This is a genomic window from Streptomyces sp. NPDC031340, assembly GCF_055569945.1.
In genome coordinates, this window is record NZ_JBVIIE010000010.1 from 171685 (window position 1) to 188469 (window position 16785).

Annotated in this window: 12 protein-coding genes; 6 read left to right on the forward strand and 6 right to left on the reverse strand. The window is 73.5% G+C overall.

Annotation, left to right across the window (positions count from 1 at the left end):
- Positions 1-77: 77 nt before the first annotated feature.
- Both ACZ5GT_RS10185 and speB read right to left on the reverse strand, forming a co-directional pair.
- The gene (locus ACZ5GT_RS10185) at positions 78-2951 is read right to left on the reverse strand and encodes a LamG-like jellyroll fold domain-containing protein (protein WP_469018263.1); all 2874 of its coding nucleotides are present in this window, start codon (positions 2949-2951) and stop codon (positions 78-80) included.
- A gap of 185 nt (positions 2952-3136) precedes the next feature.
- On the reverse strand, positions 3137-4117 hold the full coding sequence (speB, locus tag ACZ5GT_RS10190) for an agmatinase (protein ID WP_469018266.1): 981 nt from the start codon (positions 4115-4117) through the stop codon (positions 3137-3139).
- 116 nt (positions 4118-4233) lie between these two features.
- Between speB and ACZ5GT_RS10195 the strand changes: the two genes are divergently transcribed.
- Complete coding sequence (locus ACZ5GT_RS10195; protein WP_469018269.1) at positions 4234-5769, forward strand: PucR family transcriptional regulator; 1536 nt, start codon at positions 4234-4236, stop codon at positions 5767-5769.
- Positions 5770-5866: 97 nt separating this feature from the next.
- Positions 5867-6655 (forward strand): phosphatase, encoded by a 789-nt coding sequence (locus ACZ5GT_RS10200; protein ID WP_469018272.1) that lies wholly within the window; start codon positions 5867-5869, stop codon positions 6653-6655.
- Between the two features lie 24 nt (positions 6656-6679).
- On the opposite strand, the gene ACZ5GT_RS10205 is transcribed toward ACZ5GT_RS10200, so the two are convergent.
- The 4 genes from ACZ5GT_RS10205 to ACZ5GT_RS10220 form a co-directional block, all read right to left on the reverse strand.
- Entirely contained in the window at positions 6680-7348 is a 669-nt protein-coding gene (locus ACZ5GT_RS10205; protein WP_469018275.1) for a maleylpyruvate isomerase N-terminal domain-containing protein, read from the reverse strand.
- A 58-nt stretch (positions 7349-7406) separates the two neighbouring features.
- Positions 7407-8282, reverse strand: coding sequence for an acyl-CoA thioesterase (locus ACZ5GT_RS10210; protein WP_469018278.1), 876 nt, complete (start codon positions 8280-8282; stop codon positions 7407-7409).
- A 35-nt stretch (positions 8283-8317) separates the two neighbouring features.
- Positions 8318-9475, reverse strand: coding sequence for an acyl-CoA dehydrogenase family protein (locus tag ACZ5GT_RS10215; protein WP_469018284.1), 1158 nt, complete (start codon positions 9473-9475; stop codon positions 8318-8320).
- 822 nt (positions 9476-10297) lie between these two features.
- Positions 10298-10906, reverse strand: a complete 609-nt coding sequence (locus ACZ5GT_RS10220) for an SACE_7040 family transcriptional regulator (RefSeq protein ID WP_469018288.1) — start codon at positions 10904-10906, stop codon at positions 10298-10300.
- 96 nt (positions 10907-11002) lie between these two features.
- Here ACZ5GT_RS10220 and ACZ5GT_RS10225 point away from each other — a divergent pair, with 96 nt between their 5' ends.
- The 4 genes from ACZ5GT_RS10225 to ACZ5GT_RS10240 are packed head-to-tail and all read left to right on the forward strand — an operon-like array spanning position 11003 to position 16766.
- Complete coding sequence (locus ACZ5GT_RS10225; RefSeq protein ID WP_469018291.1) at positions 11003-12619, forward strand: carboxyl transferase domain-containing protein; 1617 nt, start codon at positions 11003-11005, stop codon at positions 12617-12619.
- 17 nt (positions 12620-12636) lie between these two features.
- A complete protein-coding gene (locus tag ACZ5GT_RS10230; RefSeq protein WP_469018294.1) occupies positions 12637-14661 on the forward strand; it encodes an acetyl/propionyl/methylcrotonyl-CoA carboxylase subunit alpha in 2025 nt (674 codons plus the stop codon).
- Entirely contained in the window at positions 14658-15599 is a 942-nt protein-coding gene (locus tag ACZ5GT_RS10235; RefSeq protein ID WP_469018298.1) for a hydroxymethylglutaryl-CoA lyase, read from the forward strand. The genes ACZ5GT_RS10230 and ACZ5GT_RS10235 overlap by 4 nt, the downstream gene beginning before the upstream one ends.
- A 6-nt stretch (positions 15600-15605) precedes the next feature.
- Positions 15606-16766 carry an acyl-CoA dehydrogenase family protein gene (locus ACZ5GT_RS10240; RefSeq protein ID WP_469018300.1) on the forward strand — a complete coding sequence of 387 codons (1161 nt, stop codon included), beginning with the start codon at positions 15606-15608 and terminating at the stop codon, positions 16764-16766.
- The last annotated feature ends 19 nt before the right edge of the window (positions 16767-16785 follow it).

Sequence of the window (16785 nt, forward strand, 5' to 3'; positions counted from 1 at the left end):
CGCGGGTGAATGTCCGCGCCCGGGCCGAAGCGGTTCTGGTCAGGAACCGCTCTGGTCAGGAACTGACTGGGCCTGGCTCAGCGGTTCGCCAGCCGGTAGATCTCCGTGCCGGAGAGCAGGCCGGGCACCAGGCGTACGTCGTCGATGTCGCCGGCGAAGTAGTCGTGCCAGACACCGCTGTACTGGGCGCGGCCGATGTTCAGGCCCTTGGCGGCGTTCCAGACGCCGGTGACGGCGGCGCTGCCCTGTTCCTCGCCGTCGACGTAGAGCGTGAACCTCCGTGCCGCCGGGTCGTAGGCGCCCGCCAGGTGGGTCCACTTGCCGACGGCCGCCGGGCGCTCGCTCGCCGCCATGGCGCGGATGACGTCGGAGCCGTCCTTGTCGGCGACGTGGCGGCCGAAGATCCAGCGCTTGTAGGCCGTCGAGTAGTAGAGGGCGAAGCCGTTGCCGCTGGTCCCCGCCTGGCTGATCACCGCGATGTTCTCGCTCAGCGAGGTCGGTCGCACCCATGCCGACACGGTGAACGCCTGTCCGGTGTGAACGGCCGACGCGGCGGTGGCGTAGTCGCTGCTGCCGTTGAAGCGCAGGGCCTTGTCGGCGGCCTCGGTGGCGGCGTGGTGGCCCGCGGCCCAGTCGGCGCCCTTGACGGTGAGGTCGCGGTCATGGCCGGAGGTGTCGGGGGCCGTGGCTCCGGACGTCTGGTCGAGGCCGTAGACGGCGGCGGCGCAGGAGTCGGCGAGGGCGTCCGGGCAGGCGCGGTCGGCGGTGAAGACGTACTTCTCCATCGGGCCGCGGTTGCCCGCCTGGTCGACGCTGCGGACGTAGAGGACGTTCGGGCCGAACGTGGAGGTCGGCACCTCGATGGTGGCGGCCCCGCCGAGACTCGCGGGTGCGGCCTTGCGGCCGGGGGTGTCGCTGCCGAGGTCCCACTCGTAGTAGTCGACGTCGTTCTTGAAGACCGGGTCGGAGTTGCCGTTCGCGGAGAGGGTGAAGTGCCGCTTGGCGCCCACCGGGAGGTCGCTCTCGCCGTCGGCCGGTGTCACGAGCGGCTTGGCGTCGGGCGCCTTCACATCCACCACGAACTCGCACCAGTCGGACCAGTCCGAGTAACCGGAGTCCTTCAGCTTGCCGGTGGAGCCGTCGTAGAGCTGGGCGTGCCACTTGTAGCCGTGGCCGTGCGCGAGCTCCCTGACCGGGATGTTCTCCTCGAAGACGCCTTCGTTCTGCGGGCCGTCCTTGCCCTCGTAGACCATGGGCCGGCCGTCGACCTGGTCCCAGACCCGGAAGGTGGCGGTGAGGTTCTGACCGGTGCCGTCGCTGTAGGAGTCGGCGTCGGTGCCGTTGACCGCCATGGTCGGGGTGTCGTCACGGATCCACGGGCGCTTGGCGTTGTCCGTGGTGCACGTCTTCTCCTCCGGGTTGGTCAGCCGCTCGTTGTACGGCTTGCCGGGAGTGGTGTTGTAGGTGACGACCAGCTTGGCGTTGTCGCCGCGGAACCGCTTCCAGGAGTTGGCGTCGCCTTCGTCGGCGGCCCGCAGCGAGAACGCGATCGGATCCTCGGCCTTGGCCTTCTTGCGTACGGTGGCGGTGAGGTTCTCGTTGCTCTCGTCCGGGTTGTCCTGGAAGTCGACCCAGCTGGCCGGGGCGTCAGGGCTGCAGCTGTCGCCGCGGCCGTAGGCCACCGTGCGGTCGACCATCAGGTCGCCGTCCTTGGGCTTGTTGTTCCAGTTGGTGGCGGAGTCCACGCCGCCCTCGGCGACCGCGTGCAGGTTGACGGTGCTCTTCTGGCAGGAGAAGGAGAAGGTCTCGTAGACCTCGAAGACCGCCTTGGAGATGGTGCGGTTCTTCCAGCCCGAGGTGCCGAACTGGAAGTACATGCGGTTGGTGTACGGCGACGAGCTGCACACGTAGTACGTGCCGCCGATGGACTCGTACGAGCAGCGTCCGACGCCCTCGTCCTTCTTGAACTTGTGGAACTCGGTGCTCGGATGGGCGCTGGAGACGTACAGCCACTCGCTCTTGGACATGCCGGCCTCCGGGTCGAGGTAGACCGGGAAGTCGGTGTCGGCGGCGGTGAGCACGGAGTGGTCGGGCTCGACGGTGACGGCGGACGCGGTCACCTCCAGGCCCATGTCGGCGACCTTCGCCGCGGCGTCGGGCGCGTCCTCCACGGGGGCGCCGGAGCCGGAGGCCGGCACCGCGTCCGAAGGCAGTCCCGCGGCGGTGGTGGCGGAGTCCCACATCTTGGGCGCCTGGCCGCCGAAGAGCCGCTCGCCGGAGGCGTCGACGGCCTGGAGCCCGCCGGTCGGGCCGGTGGTCAGGTCGAGCCCCTCGGAACGTACGGGCAGCCGCAGCCGGTTCAGGTCCGGGTTCTCGGCGGCCTCCGGCGTCTTCACCTTCAGGACGTACGAGTATCCGGTGACCGACGCGCTCGCCAGCAGGTCGACGCCCGGCAGCACCTCGCGGTACTCGGCCGTGTCACCGTCCAGGACCGGCTCGGGCAGCGGCTTCGGCCAGCGCAGGGTGAAGGACCTGCCGTCGTCGCCCAGGGTGATCAGGTCGGTGGAGCCGCCCCCGGCGAAGGCCAGGTCGACGACGGCGGCCTTCGGGCCCACCGTGCCGTCGGCCCGCCGCTCGAGCGTGGCGTCGGCCTTCTCCCAGGTGCCGTCGGGGCGTCGCACCCGTTGCGGCTGGACGCTGGTCTCGCTGGTGAAACTGCCGTCCGGGTTGGCGAAGACGAGTTCGTCCTCGGTGCGGCGCTGAACGATCTCCACCGGTTCCCCGGTGTCGGCGGCCAGTTCGAACGCGGCCGCCTCGGCTGAGGCGGGTGCGTGGCCGGCGGCGCCCGCCGGACTGGTGACAGCGGGCAGCGCGCCCAGGACGACGGCGCTGCCGAGCAGCACGCCGAACGTCTGGGCAGCACGAAGCCGCTGGAACCAAGGGTTGGTCATGCCCTTGTCTCCCCCCGGGCTCTCCCCAGAGCCCGCTATGAAATTGATGTGACCATGCTGTGCAGCAGTGGCGAAGGAAACGTATGGGACTTCCTTTGCCGAATCAAGGGAGTTACTGGATGGCTACTGGACGGAGTTCGTCGCCGGGGCCGCCGTCGGGCCGGGTTGCGGGGCGTGGCCGTGGGTCAGATGCCGTGGTTCTCCCGGCGGGCCTCGGCGATCCGGCGGGTCATGATCGTCGTCAGTTCGTAGGCCGTGTGGGAGGCGGCCACCGAGGTGATCTCGGCCTGGTCGTAGGCCGGGGCCACCTCGACGACGTCCGCCGAGACGAGGTTGCAGGAGGCCAGGCCGCGCAGGATCTCCAGCAGCTCGCGGGAGGTCATGCCGCCGGCCTCGGGCGTGCCGGTGCCGGGCGCGTGCGCCGGGTCGAGGCAGTCGATGTCGATGGAGATGTAGACGGGGCGGTCGCCGATGCGCTGCCGCAGCTGGTCGGCGACCTCGTCGGCGCCGCGCCGGTAGACGTCGGCGGAGGTGACGATGCCGAAGCCCATCTTCTCGTCGTCGGTGAGGTCCTGCTTGCCGTACAGCGGGCCGCGGGTGCCGACGTGGGAGAGCGCGGCGGTGTCGAGGATGCCCTCCTCCACCGCGCGGCGGAACGGGGTGCCGTGCGTGTACTCGGCGCCGAAGTAGGTGTCCCAGGTGTCGAGGTGGGCGTCGAAGTGGAGCAGGGCGACCGGGCCGTGCTTCCTGGCCACCGCGCGCAGCAGCGGCAGGGCGATGGTGTGGTCGCCGCCCAGCGTCATCAGGCGGGCGCCGGTGGAGAGCAGGTCGTCGGCCGCCGCCTCGATCGTCTCCACGGCCTCGTGGATGTCGAACGGGTTCACCGCGATGTCGCCGCCGTCGGCGACCTGCGCCAGCGCGAAGGGGGACGCGTCCTGCGCCGGGTTGTAGGGGCGCAGCAGCCGGGACGCCTCGCGGATCGCGTTGCCGCCGAAGCGGGCGCCCGGCCGGTAGGAGACGCCCGAGTCGAAGGGCACCCCCACCACGGCGACGTCGGCGCGGCCGACCTCGTCGAGGCGGGGCAGCCGGGCGAAGGTCGCGGGTCCGGCGTACCGCGGGACGCGGGAGGAGTCGACGGGGCCGCGGGGCGTCTCGTTGCTGCTCATGGGGATGCTGCCTTCCTTCTGCGCGCTGCGTGCCACCGACGGTAGGTGGCCGGAGCGCGGGTGCGAAGTGTACGTTTCCTCCATTCAGGCCGCCGATTGTGGAGGGAACGTCCACCATGTCGTCCTCCGGGCGGGAGCCCGCCGTTCCGCCCACTCCCCCGGTGCCGCTGGCGGCCCTGCTGGCCCGCGAGGACCTGGCACTGCGGCAGATCGCCGGGCCGTCCGGCGCCGGCGTCGTTCTCCACGCGGCGCACACCTCGGAACTGGCCGACCCCTCCCCGTACCTGCTCGGCGGCGAGCTGCTGCTGACGGCGGGCGTGCACATCCCGGCGGCGGCCGGTTCCGGTGCCCGTTCCGACGGCTTCGACGACTTCGACGAGTACGTGGAGCGGATCGTCGCGGCGGGCGGCGCGGCCCTCGGCTTCGGGGTGGCGCCGGTGCACGACACGGTGCCGCGCGCCCTGGCCGCGGCCTGCGAGGCGCACGGGCTCCCGCTGATCGAGGTCCCGCCGCGGACGACGTTCTCGGGCGTGGCCCGCGCAGTGTGGCAGCTGATGGCCGAGGCCCGGCTGGCCGAGCTGCGCCGGGTCACGGAGGCGCAGCAGAGCCTGGCCGCCGCGGCCTCCCGCCCGGACCCGGTGCCGTCGGTGCTGCGGCAGTTGGCGCGGCGGGTGAACGGGTGGGCGGTGCTGTACGGGCCGGACGGGGCGGAGCTCGCGTCGGCGGGGCGGCGGGCGGCGGCGGAAGCGCGGCAGGCGCTGGCCCGGCTCGCGGACGTGGTGCGGCCGGGCGCGAGCCCGCGGGCGGACGCCTCCGCGCGCCGGGACGGTCCCGCCGCCGTCCCCGCCTCCGCCACCGACACCGTCGCCGGCGCCCACCTCGCCGCCTACGGTCTCGGCGCTGGCGGGGGCTTCGTCCTCGGGGTGGCCGCCGCCCGGCGGGACCCCGGCGACCACACCGTCGCCTCCGTCGCCGCCGTGCTGCTGTCGCTGCTCACCGGCGAGCAGCACAGCGGCAGCGGGGCGGCCCGCTCCTCCGCGCTGGTGCGGCTGCTGCTGGGCGCCCCGCCCGAGGAGGCCGCCGAGCTGCTGGGCGCCGAGGCGTGGATCGTCGTGCACGGCCGGCCCGAGGCGCGGTCACCGGACGCCGTGGCCGCCTCCGCGCTGGGCGCCGCGCTGGGCTCGCCGCTGGTCGACCTCGGGGACGGGGTGGTCCGGGTGCTGGTGCCCGCCGACCGGGAGCCGGCGGCCCATCCCGGCTGGACGCTGGGCGTGAGCGCGGCCGCCGGTCCCGGCGAGTGGCCGGCCGCCGACGCGCAGGCGGCCCGCGCCCTGGCCCGCGCCCGCGCCACCCGCGTCCCGCTCGTCCGGCACGGCGCCCGCCCGGCCCTCGCCGAACTGGTCGGCCCGGCCGAGGCGCAGGCACACGCGCGTGCGCTGCTCGGCCCGGTCGCCGCCGTCCCGGCCCTCACGGAGACTCTGCGCGCCTGGCTGTCGCTGCACGGCAGCTGGGACCGTACGGCGGTGGCCCTGTCGGTGCACCGCAACACCGTCCGCCAGCGCATCGCCCGGTGCGCGGCCCTGCTCGACGCCGACCTGGACGATCCGGACGTACGCATGGAGCTGTGGTTCGCCCTGCGGCAGGAGCCGTAGCGCACAGTCCGGCCGGCCGGCGGAACGTACGTGACCCGCGTCCCAGCGTGCGGAAACGCCGGGGACGGGCACCGGGGACTGCCTCACAATGGGAGCCATGCCGATACCCGGGACACCCAGCCGCGCCGAGCTCGTCGACCACCTCGTCAAGACCCGCATCGCGGGCGACGTGGCCACCCCGCGCGAGAACAACCTCTCCCACTACCGCCAGCTCGCCAACGGCGTCCGCAACTTCTGGCTCGGGCTGGAACTCGGCGACCGCTGGCGGGACGAGCAGGACGTGCTCGCGGTGATGGCGGAGCGGGTGGGCGTGAACGACGACCCGGAGCACCGGTACGGCCAGGACACCATCGACCCCGAGCTGACCGTCGACGCGCTCGGCCGGATGGCGGCCCGGCTGCGCAAGGCGGCCGACGGACAGCAGCGGGTGCTGTTCGCGACCGGTCACCCCGGCGGCCTGCTCGACGTGCACCGCGCCACGGCCGCCGCGCTGCGCGCCGCCGGGTGCGAGATCGTCGTCATCCCGGACGGGCTGCAGACGGACGAGGGGTACGTGATGCAGTTCGCGGACGTGGCGGTGCTGGAGCACGGCGCCACGCTGTGGCACACGCACTCGGGCGAGCCGATGAAGGCCATCCTGACGGCGCTGGAGCGCGAGGGCCGCCCGCTGCCCGACCTGGTCGTCGCCGACCACGGCTGGGCCGGCTACGCGGGGCAGCACGGCGTGGACTCCGTCGGCTACGCCGACTGCAACGACCCGGCGCTGTTCCTCGCCGAGGCCGAGGGGACCGTGCAGGTGACGGTGCCGCTCGACGACCACGTGCCCAGCCCGCGCTACTACGACCCGATGACGGCCTACCTGCTGGCGGAGGCGGGGCTCTCCTGACGCCGATGCCCTTCCGGTGACCGGTCACAGACCGGCGATGGAGGCGGGGGCGCGCTCGGCGCGGGCGAGCCCCCGGATCACGCCCACCGCGCCGTGCCGCCGGACCGCGAGCCGGGCGAGCAGTTCGACGACCGGCGTGGTGACGCTCTCCGGGAAGTCCGGCGTCGGCAGACCCGCGCTGCACGCCAGGTCGTCGGCGTGCACGACGTGTTCCGTCAGGCGGGTGAGCAGGAAGTCGTCGAGTTCGAGGGACCACTCGCCCCAGGTGGCCACGTGCACCGGCCGCGCGGCGGGCGCCCGGGGCACCTCCGTGCGCAGCGCGTGCAGCCCCTCGCGCGCACGCGCGGCGAAGGCGGCGGGTCCGTCGGCCGCCCTGGCCTCGCCGCCGGCGCGGATGCGCGCGCTGACGGGCGCGTCGGCCCCGGCGTCCAGCCAGATCACGCGCTCCAGGTAGTACGTGCGCAGGGAGACGACGGGCTCGGACGGCGCCGGCGCGGCGAGCATGCCCGGCAGGTCGAGGTCCTGCCCGAACAGGTGCCCCGCGAGCCCGCGCACGCCGAAGTCCTTCAGCACGCTCGGCTCGTCCCAGACGGCCGCCACGGCGGGGTCGGCGAGCAGTCCGGCGACCGTGTCCGCCGCCAGGAGGTACGCCTCCCGGATCCGCCCGCCCCGCCAGTTCCACGATTCGGTCATGGTGCCCATCCCAGCGCGGGCGCCCGTCCCGCGGCAACCGGCTTGCGGGGCAGCCGGATCACCGCGGGACGCGGACCACGCCCTCCTGGATGACCGTGATGGCCAGCCGGCCGTCCTGGGTGTAGATGCGGGCCTGCCCGAGGCCGCGCCCGCCGGACGCCGACGGCGACTCCTGGTCGTACAGGAGCCATTCGTCGGCGCGGAACGGGCGGTGGAACCACATGGCGTGGTCCAGCGAGGCGCCGACGACGTCCCCGACCGCCCAGCCGCCGCGCCCGTGCGCGAGCAGGATCGAGTCGAGCAGGGTCATGTCGCTGACGTACGTGGCCAGGACGACGTGCAGCAGGGGCTCGTCGACGGCGCCGGAGAGCTTGCCGTTGGCGCGGAACCACACCTGGGAGTGCGGCTCGCGCGGCTCGCCGAACCTGCCGAACGGCGGCTCGTCGACGTACCGCAGGTCGACGGCCTCCCGGGCCTCGATGAACCGCTCGGCCACGGCCGGGTCGAGGTGGTCGTAGCCGCGCAGCCGCTCGGCTGAGGTCGGCAGCGTCACCGGGTCCGGCGCGGGCGGCATCGGGGCCTGGTGGTCGAGGCCGTCCTCGTGCGTCTGGAAGGACGCCGACAGGTGGAAGATCGGCTTGCCGTGCTGGACGGCGACCACCCGGCGGGTGGTGAAGGAGCGGCCGTCCCGGATGCGGTCGACGCTGTAGACGATCGGCGCGCCCGGATCGCCGGGGCGCAGGAAGTAAGCGTGCAGGGAGTGGGCGGGCCGGTCCGCGGGGACCGTCCGCCCGGCGGCGACGAGCGCCTGGGCCGCGACCTGCCCGCCGAAGACGCGCGGGACGAGGGAGGGCCTGGAGCTGCCGCGGAAGATGTTCTCCTCGATCTGCTCGAGGTCGAGCAGATCGAGGAGATCCTGTAGTGCCTGACTCATGGAGTTAGTTGTACCGGGCAGGGATTGCCTGGACCTTACAGGCCCATGTCCTTGGCGATGATCGTCTTCATGATCTCGCTGGTGCCGCCGTAGATGCGGTTGACGCGGTTGTCCGCGTACAGGCGGGCTATCGGGTACTCGTTCATGAAGCCGTAGCCGCCGTGCAGCTGCAGGCAGCGGTCGATCACGCGGTGGGCGACCTCGGTGCAGAACAGCTTGGCGGAGGCGGCCTCGGCGGGGGTGAGCTCGCCGGCGTCCAGCGCCTCGAGGGCGCGGTCGGCGACGGCCTCGGCGGCGTCCACCTCGGCCTGGCAGGCGGCCAGCTCGAACTTGGTGTTCTGGAAGCTGGCGACCGGCTTGCCGAAGACGGTGCGCTCCTGGACGTACTGCTTGGCGAACCGGACGGCCGCCTTGGCCTGCGCGTAGGCGCCGAAGGCGATGCCCCAGCGCTCGGAGGCCAGGTTGTGGCCGAGGTAGTAGAAGCCCTTGTTCTCCTCGCCGAGCAGGTCCTCGACCGGCACCTTCACGTCGACGAACGCCAGCTCGGCGGTGTCGGAGGTGCGCAGGCCGAGCTTGTCCAGCTTGCGGCCGATGGAGTAGCCCTCGGACTTGGTGTCCACGGCGAACAGCGAGATGCCGTGGCGGCGGTCCTCGGCGGTCGGCGCGGAGGTGCGGGCGCACACGATCACACGGTCGGCGTGGACGCCGCCGGTGATGAAGGTCTTGGCGCCGTTGAGGACGTAGTGCGTGCCGTCCTCGGAGAGCTTGGCGGTGGTCTTCATGCCCGCGAGGTCGGAGCCGGTGCCCGGCTCGGTCATCGCCAGCGCCCACATCTCCTCGCCGGAGACGAACTTCGGCAGGAAGCGCTTCTTCTGCTCGTCGGTGGCAAGCATCTTGATGTACGGCAGGCCGAGCAGCACGTGCACGCCGGAGCCGCCGAACTGGACGCCCGCGCGGGCGGTCTCCTCGTACATCACGGCTTCGAACTTGTACGAGTCGATGCCGGCGCCGCCGTACTCCTCGGGCACGTTGATGCCGAAGACGCCGAGCTCGGCGAGCTTGTAGTAGAAGTCGCGCGGCGCCAGGCCGGCCGCGAACCACTCGTCGTAGACGGGGACGACCTCGGCCTCGATGAAGGCCCGGAGGGTCTCCCGGAACGCCTCGTGGTCCTCGTTGAACACCGTACGGCGCACGCCGCCACCTCCACGTACTCGGCATGTCTGAGCATGTCTAAGCGCTTGCTCACGTCAACGTACCGGCGAGTAGGCGGGGGCGTCCAGAGGGGTCCGCGTAACGCTCGTCACCCTCTCACCCGTTCGGCGGTTCCGTAACCCGTACGGCTCATCCGCGGGGCGCGGCGGCCGGTGTACGCGCAGGCCGCGAACAGCCCGCTTCGCCGCCGCGCCGGCCTCGACGCCCCCGGAGTCGCCGGGGGCGTCGAGGCCGCCGGGGGCCAGGGGCCGCCGGGGCCGCCGGACCGCCGGGGCCGCCACGGGCCAGGAACTGCCAGGGCCCCCAGGGACCAGGAACTGCCGGGGCCCCCGGGGCCGCCAGGGGTCCAGGGGTCGCCGAGGGCCGCCGGACTGCCAGGGGCCAGGACCGCCGGGCCGTCACGGGCCGGGGCCCGCCGGGCCGCTCGGGCCGGGGACCGCCGGGCCGCTCGGGCCGCCGGGGGCCAGGCGCCGCCGGGCCGGCAGGGGCCAGGGACCGCCGGGCCGCTCGGGCCGGGGACCGCCGGGCCGCTCGGGCCGCCACGGGCCGGGGACCGCCGGGCCACTCGGGCCGCCGGGGACCGCCGGGCCGCTCGGGCCGCTCGGGCCGCCGGGGGCCAGGCGCCGCCGGGCCGCCAGGGACCCAGGGACCGCCGGGCCGCCAGGGACCCAGGGACCGCCGGGCCGCCAGGGACCCAGGGGCCGGCAGGCCGCCAGGGGCCAGGGGCCGGCAGGCTCCAGGGGCCGCCCGGGGTCCAGGGGCCGCGGGTTCAAGGACCGCCCAGGCTCCAGGCGCCGGGGCGCTCAGACCTCGTCGGCCGCTGCCGCCGCCGCGAAGGCGCCCCTCGCCATCCGGTGCAGCAGGGTGGCCGTGGTGCCCCGCCCGGGCAGGGAGCCCGGACGGCCCAGGTGCGGGGTGGAGTTGAGCAGGCCGAAGACCGAGTGCACGGCCGAGCGGGCCACCGGCTCGGCCAGGCCCGGGTAGACCTCGCGGACCACCTCCACCCACAGCTCCACGTACTGCCGCTGGAGCTGGCGGACCAGCTTGCGGTCGCTGTCCCGCAGGCGGTCCAGCTCACGGTCGTGCAGGGTGATGAGCGGGCGGTCGTCGAGCGCGAAGTCGATGTGCCCCTCGATCAGCGAGTCGAGGACCGCCTCGGCACCGGCCGTCCCGTCCGCCTCCTTCAGGCGTCGCTTCGCGCCGGTCAGCAGCTGGCCGCTGATGCCCACCAGCAGCTCGGCGAGCATCGCGTCCTTGCCGGGGAAGTGCCGGTAGAGGCCGGGCCCGCTGATGCCGACCGCGGCGCCTATCTCGTCGACCCCGACGCCGTGGAACCCGCGCTCGGCGAACAGCCGCGCGGCCTCCTTGAGGATCTGCTCGCGGCGGGTGGGGGCGTCGGTTCTGGTGGCCATGGAGGCAATTCTAGACAGGGAGGTTAGCGGTCGTTAACCTGAAGGAAATGGTTAACGCTCATTAACACCGGAGCACCGGGTGAGGGGACCGCAGGAATGGATCAGGCACCGGAGCTGACGAGCGCGGCAGACCCCGCGTCGGAGGCCTGGCGGGCCAACGAGGCGGCGCACCGCGCGCTCGTGGAGGAGTTGCACGGGAAGCTGGCCGCGGCCCGGCTCGGCGGCGGCGAGAAGGCGCGCGCCCGGCACACCGCGCGCGGGAAGCTGCTGCCCAGGGACCGCGTGGACACCCTCCTCGACCCCGGCTCGCCGTTCCTGGAGCTGGCCCCGCTGGCCGCCGACGGGCTGTACGACGGGCAGGCCCCGGCCGCCGGGGTGATCGCCGGGATCGGGCGGGTCGCCGGGCGCGAGTGCGTGGTCGTCGCCAACGACGCCACCGTCAAGGGCGGTACGTACTACCCGATGACGGTGAAGAAGCACCTGCGCGCCCAGGAGGTCGCCCTCGACAACCGCCTGCCGTGCGTGTACCTGGTGGACTCCGGGGGCGCCTTCCTTCCGATGCAGGACGAGGTCTTCCCGGACCGCGACCACTTCGGGCGGATCTTCTACAACCAGGCCCGGATGTCCGGCGCCGGCATCCCGCAGATCGCGGCCGTGCTCGGCTCCTGCACGGCCGGCGGGGCGTACGTCCCGGCGATGAGCGACGAGGCGGTCATCGTCCGCAACCAGGGCACCATCTTCCTGGGCGGGCCGCCCCTGGTGAAGGCGGCCACCGGCGAGGTGGTGACCGCCGAGGAGCTCGGCGGCGGCGACGTCCACGCGCGCGTGTCGGGCGTCACCGACCACCTCGCCGAGGACGACGCGCACGCGCTGCGGATCGTGCGGGACATCGTCGCCACCCTGCCCGCGCGCGGACCGCTGCCTTGGAAGGTCACGCCGGTCGTCGAGCCGAAGGTGGATCCCTACGGCCTCTACGGCGCCGTCCCGGTCGACCCCCGCACCCCCTACGACGTGCGCGAGATCATCGCGCGCGTGGTCGACGGCTCGCGGTTCGCGGAGTTCAAGGCCGAGTTCGGGCAGACCCTGGTCACCGGCTTCGCCCGGATCCACGGCCACCCGGTCGGCATCGTCGCCAACAACGGCATCCTGTTCTCCGAGTCCGCCCAGAAGGGCGCCCACTTCATCGAGCTGTGCGACCAGCGCGGCATCCCGCTGGTGTTCCTGCAGAACATCTCCGGCTTCATGGTCGGCCGGGACTACGAGGCCGGCGGCATCGCCAAGCACGGCGCCAAGATGGTCACGGCCGTCGCCTGCACCCGCGTGCCGAAGCTGACCGTGGTGGTCGGCGGGTCGTACGGCGCGGGCAACTACTCGATGTGCGGGCGGGCCTACTCGCCCCGCTTCCTGTGGATGTGGCCGGGCGCCAAGATCTCGGTGATGGGCGGCGAGCAGGCCGCCTCGGTCCTCGCCACCGTCAAGCGGGACCAGCTCCAGTCCCGCGGCGAGGAGTGGTCCGTGGAGGACGAGGAGGCCTTCAAGGCCCCCGTCCGCGCCCAGTACGAGCGCCAGGGCAACGCCTACTACGCCACCGCCCGGCTCTGGGACGACGGGGTCATCGACCCGCTGGAGACCCGTCAGGTGCTGGGCCTGGCCCTGACCGCCTGTGCCAACGCGCCCCTGGGTGAGCCCCAGTTCGGCGTCTTCCGGATGTAGAGGGGGGTTACCCGACCATGTTCGACACAGTGCTCGTGGCCAACCGGGGCGAGATCGCCGTGCGTGTCATCCGCACGCTGCGGTCGCTGGGCGTGCGCTCGGTGGCCGTCTTCTCCGACGCGGACGCCGACGCCCGGCACGTCCGGGAGGCCGACACGGCGGTGCGGATCGGCCCGGCGCCGGCTGCGGAGAGCTATCTCTCGGTGGAGCGGCTGCTCGACGCGGCCGCGCGCACCGGCGCCCAGGCCGTCCATCCCGGCTACGGCTTCCTCGCGGAGAACGCGGCCTTCGCGCGCGCGTGCGCCGACGCCGGGCTGGTCTTCGTCGGGCCGCCCGCGGACGCGATCGCCCTCATGGGCGACAAGATCCGCGCCAAGGAGACGGTGCGGGCGGCCGGTGTCCCGGTGGTGCCCGGTTCCAGCGGCAGCGGCCTCACCGACGCCGAACTGGCCGACGCGGCCCGGGAGATCGGCATGCCGGTGCTGCTGAAGCCGTCGGCGGGCGGCGGCGGCAAGGGCATGCGGCGGGTGCGGGACGCCGCGGATCTCGCCGACGAGATCGCCGCGGCCCGCCGCGAGGCCCGCGCCTCCTTCGGCGACGACACCCTCCTGGTCGAGCGGTGGATCGACCGCCCCCGGCACATCGAGATCCAGGTGCTGGCCGACGGCCACGGCAACGTGGTCCACCTCGGCGAGCGCGAGTGCTCCCTGCAGCGCCGCCACCAGAAGATCATCGAGGAGGCGCCGTCGGTCCTGCTGGACGAGGACACCCGCGCGGCCATGGGCGAGGCGGCGGTCCAGGCCGCCCGCTCCTGCGGCTACCGGGGCGCGGGCACGGTGGAGTTCATCGTCCCGGGCGACGACCCGTCGTCGTACTGGTTCATGGAGATGAACACCCGTCTTCAGGTGGAGCACCCGGTCACCGAGCTGATCACCGGCCTCGACCTGGTGGAGTGGCAGCTGCGGGTGGCGGCCGGGGAGCCGCTGCCGTTCAAGCAGGGCGACGTCACGCTGACCGGGCACGCCGTCGAGGCCCGCGTGTGCGCGGAGGACCCCGCGCGCGGGTTCCTGCCGTCCGGCGGCACCGTGCTCGCCCTGCGCGAACCGCAGGGCGACGGCGCGCGCACCGACTCCGGGCTCAGCGAGGGCACCGAGGTCGGCAGCCTGTACGACCCGATGCTGTCCAAGGTCATCGCCTACGGCCCCGACCGGGCGAGCGCGCTCAGGAAGCTGCGGGCGGCCCTCGCGGGGACGGTCGTGCTGGGTGTGCAGACCAACGCCGGGTTCCTGCGCCGGCTGCTGGCCCATCCGGCGGTGGTCGCGGGCGAGCTGGACACCGGGCTGGTGGAGCGGGAGGCGGCCGGGCTCGTCACGGACGAGGTCCCGGCGGAGGTCTACGCGGCGGCGGCGCTGCTGCGCCAGGCGGCACTCGCGCCCGGCGACGGCGACGGCACCGGCTGGACCGACCCGTTCGCGTCCGCGGACGGCTGGCGCCTGGGCGGCGAGCGGGCCTGGACGGCGCACCATCTGCGGGTGCCGGGCCACGACCCGGTCGTCGTGCGCGTGCGCCGCACATCGGACGGCGGGACCGAGGTCCTGCTGCCCGGCGCGGACCGGCCCGTGCGCGGCTCCGGGGGCGCGCTCCCGCGGCCCGGGGCCGAGGGCACGTTCACCATCCGGCTCGACGGCCTGGTGCACACCTTCGCCGCCCTGCCGGACGGCACCTGGCTGGGCCGCGACGGCGACGCCTGGCAGGTGCGCGACCACGACCCGGTCGCCGCGTCGCTCACCCGCGCGGCGCACGCGGGCGCCGACTCGCTCACCGCGCCGATGCCCGGCACAGTCACCGTCGTGAAGGTCGCCGTCGGCGACGAGGTGAGCGCCGGTCAGAGCCTGCTGGTCGTGGAGGCGATGAAGATGGAGCACGTCATCTCCGCCCCGCACGCCGGCACGGTCGCCGAACTGGACGTCACCCCGGGCACCACGGTCGCCATGGACCAGGTGCTCGCGGTGATCACGCCCCACGAGGAGGTGGCGGAATGACGGTGGAAGGGCTCCCCATGGTCGTACCGGCCGAGGGCCTGCCCGCGCGGGTGCGGATCCACGAGGTCGGCGCGCGGGACGGCCTGCAGAACGAGCGGGCGACCGTACCGACCGAGGTCAAGGCGGAGTTCGTGCGGCGGCTGGCCGGCGCGGGCCTGAGCACGATCGAGGCGACGAGCTTCGTGCACCCGAAGTGGGTGCCCCAGCTCGCCGACGCGGAGGCGCTGTTCCCGCTCGTCGCCGACCTGCCGGCCGAGCTGCCGGTGCTGGTGCCGAACGAGCGCGGCCTCGACCGCGCGCTGGCGCTCGGCGCCCGGCGCGTCGCCGTCTTCGCGAGCGCCACCGAGTCCTTCGCGAAGGCCAACCTCAACCGCACGGTGGCCGAGGCGCTGGCCATGTTCGAGCCGGTGGTGGCCAGGGCCAAGACCGACGGCGTGCACGTGCGCGGCTATCTGTCGATGTGCTTCGGCGACCCGTGGGAAGGCGCCGTCGCGGTGGAGCAGGTCGTGGGCGTGTGCCGGGCGCTGCTCGACATGGGCTGCGACGAGCTGAGCCTGGGCGACACCATCGGCGTGGCGACGCCGGGACAGGTGCGCGCGCTGCTGACCGCGCTGGGCGAGGCGGGCGTGCCGGTGTCCGCGCTCGGCGTGCACTTCCACGACACCTACGGCCAGGCCCTCGCCAACACCCTGGCCGCCCTCCAGCACGGCGTCACCACGGTCGACGCCTCCGCCGGCGGTCTGGGCGGCTGCCCCTACGCCAAGTCCGCCACCGGCAACCTCGCCACCGAAGACCTCGTGTGGATGCTGCGCGGCCTCGGCATCGACACCGGAGTCGACCTCGGCCGTCTCGTCGCCACCAGCGTGTGGATGGCCGAGCAGTTGGGCCGACCCAGCCCGTCCCGCACCGTGCGTGCCCTCTCCCACAAGGACCAGTGATCCGCCATGGACTTCCGTCTCTCCCCCGAACTCGAAGAACTGCGGCGCACGGTCGAGCAGTTCGCGCACGACGTGGTGGCGCCGAAGATCGGCGAGTTCTACGAGCACCACGAGTTCCCGTACGAGATCGTCCGCGAGATGGGCCGCATGGGCCTGTTCGGGCTGCCGTTCCCGGAGGAGTACGGCGGCATGGGCGGCGACTACCTGGCGCTCGGCGTGGCGCTGGAGGAACTGGCCCGCGTCGACTCCTCGGTGGCGATCACCCTGGAGGCGGGCGTCTCGCTGGGTGCGATGCCGGTCCACCTGTTCGGCACCGAGGAGCAGAAGCGGCAGTGGCTGCCCCGGCTGTGCTCCGGGGAGATCCTCGGCGCGTTCGGGCTCACCGAGCCGGACGGCGGCTCGGACGCGGGCGCGACGCGCACGACCGCCCGCCTCGACCCGGACACCGACGAGTGGGTGATCAACGGCACCAAGTGCTTCATCACCAACTCGGGCACGGACATCACCGGCCTGGTCACGGTCACCGCGGTCACCGGCCGCAAGCCGGACGGCAGGCCGCGCATCTCGGCGATCATCGTCCCGTCCGGCACGCCGGGCTTCACGGTGGCACCGGGTTACTCGAAGGTCGGCTGGAACGCCTCCGACACCCGCGAGCTGTCGTTCACGGACGTCCGCGTCCCGGCGGCCAACCTGCTGGGCGAGGAGGGCCGGGGCTACGCGCAGTTCCTGCGCATCCTGGACGAGGGGCGCGTCGCCATCGCCGCGCTGGCCACCGGGCTCGCCCAGGGCTGCGTGGACGAGTCGGTGAAGTACGCCAAGGAACGCCACGCCTTCGGCCGTCCGATCGGCGCCAACCAGGCCATCCAGTTCAAGATCGCGGACATGGAGATGCGGGCCCACACGGCCCGGCTGGCCTGGCGCGACGCGGCGGCCCGGCTGGTGTCCGGCGAGCCGTTCAAGAAGGAGGCGGCCCTGGCGAAGCTGTACTCGTCGACGATCGCGGTGGACAACGCCCGCGACGCCACCCAGATCCACGGCGGCTACGGCTTCATGAACGAGTACCCGGTGGCCCGGATGTGGCGCGACTCCAAGATCCTGGAGATCGGCGAGGGCACCAGCGAGGTCCAGCGGATGCTCATCGCACGGGAGTTGGGCCTGGTGAGCTGACCCGCCCGCCGGCCGGGCG

What these genes read in the sequence shown, in the direction of transcription:
- ACZ5GT_RS10200 (WP_469018272.1), top strand. Translation starts at nt 5,867, where the DNA reads ATGCCGATACCCGGGACACCCAGCCGCGCCGAGCTCGTCGACCACCTC.
- ACZ5GT_RS10210 (WP_469018278.1), bottom strand. Translation starts at nt 8,282, where the DNA reads ATGAGTCAGGCACTACAGGATCTCCTCGATCTGCTCGACCTCGAGCAG.
- ACZ5GT_RS10230 (WP_469018294.1), top strand. Translation starts at nt 12,637, where the DNA reads ATGTTCGACACAGTGCTCGTGGCCAACCGGGGCGAGATCGCCGTGCGT.
- ACZ5GT_RS10205 (WP_469018275.1), bottom strand. Translation starts at nt 7,348, where the DNA reads ATGACCGAATCGTGGAACTGGCGGGGCGGGCGGATCCGGGAGGCGTAC.
- ACZ5GT_RS10185 (WP_469018263.1), bottom strand. Translation starts at nt 2,951, where the DNA reads ATGACCAACCCTTGGTTCCAGCGGCTTCGTGCTGCCCAGACGTTCGGC.
- ACZ5GT_RS10225 (WP_469018291.1), top strand. Translation starts at nt 11,003, where the DNA reads ATGGATCAGGCACCGGAGCTGACGAGCGCGGCAGACCCCGCGTCGGAG.
- ACZ5GT_RS10235 (WP_469018298.1), top strand. Translation starts at nt 14,658, where the DNA reads ATGACGGTGGAAGGGCTCCCCATGGTCGTACCGGCCGAGGGCCTGCCC.
- speB (WP_469018266.1), bottom strand. Translation starts at nt 4,117, where the DNA reads ATGAGCAGCAACGAGACGCCCCGCGGCCCCGTCGACTCCTCCCGCGTC.
- ACZ5GT_RS10220 (WP_469018288.1), bottom strand. Translation starts at nt 10,906, where the DNA reads ATGGCCACCAGAACCGACGCCCCCACCCGCCGCGAGCAGATCCTCAAG.
- ACZ5GT_RS10195 (WP_469018269.1), top strand. Translation starts at nt 4,234, where the DNA reads ATGTCGTCCTCCGGGCGGGAGCCCGCCGTTCCGCCCACTCCCCCGGTG.
- ACZ5GT_RS10240 (WP_469018300.1), top strand. Translation starts at nt 15,606, where the DNA reads ATGGACTTCCGTCTCTCCCCCGAACTCGAAGAACTGCGGCGCACGGTC.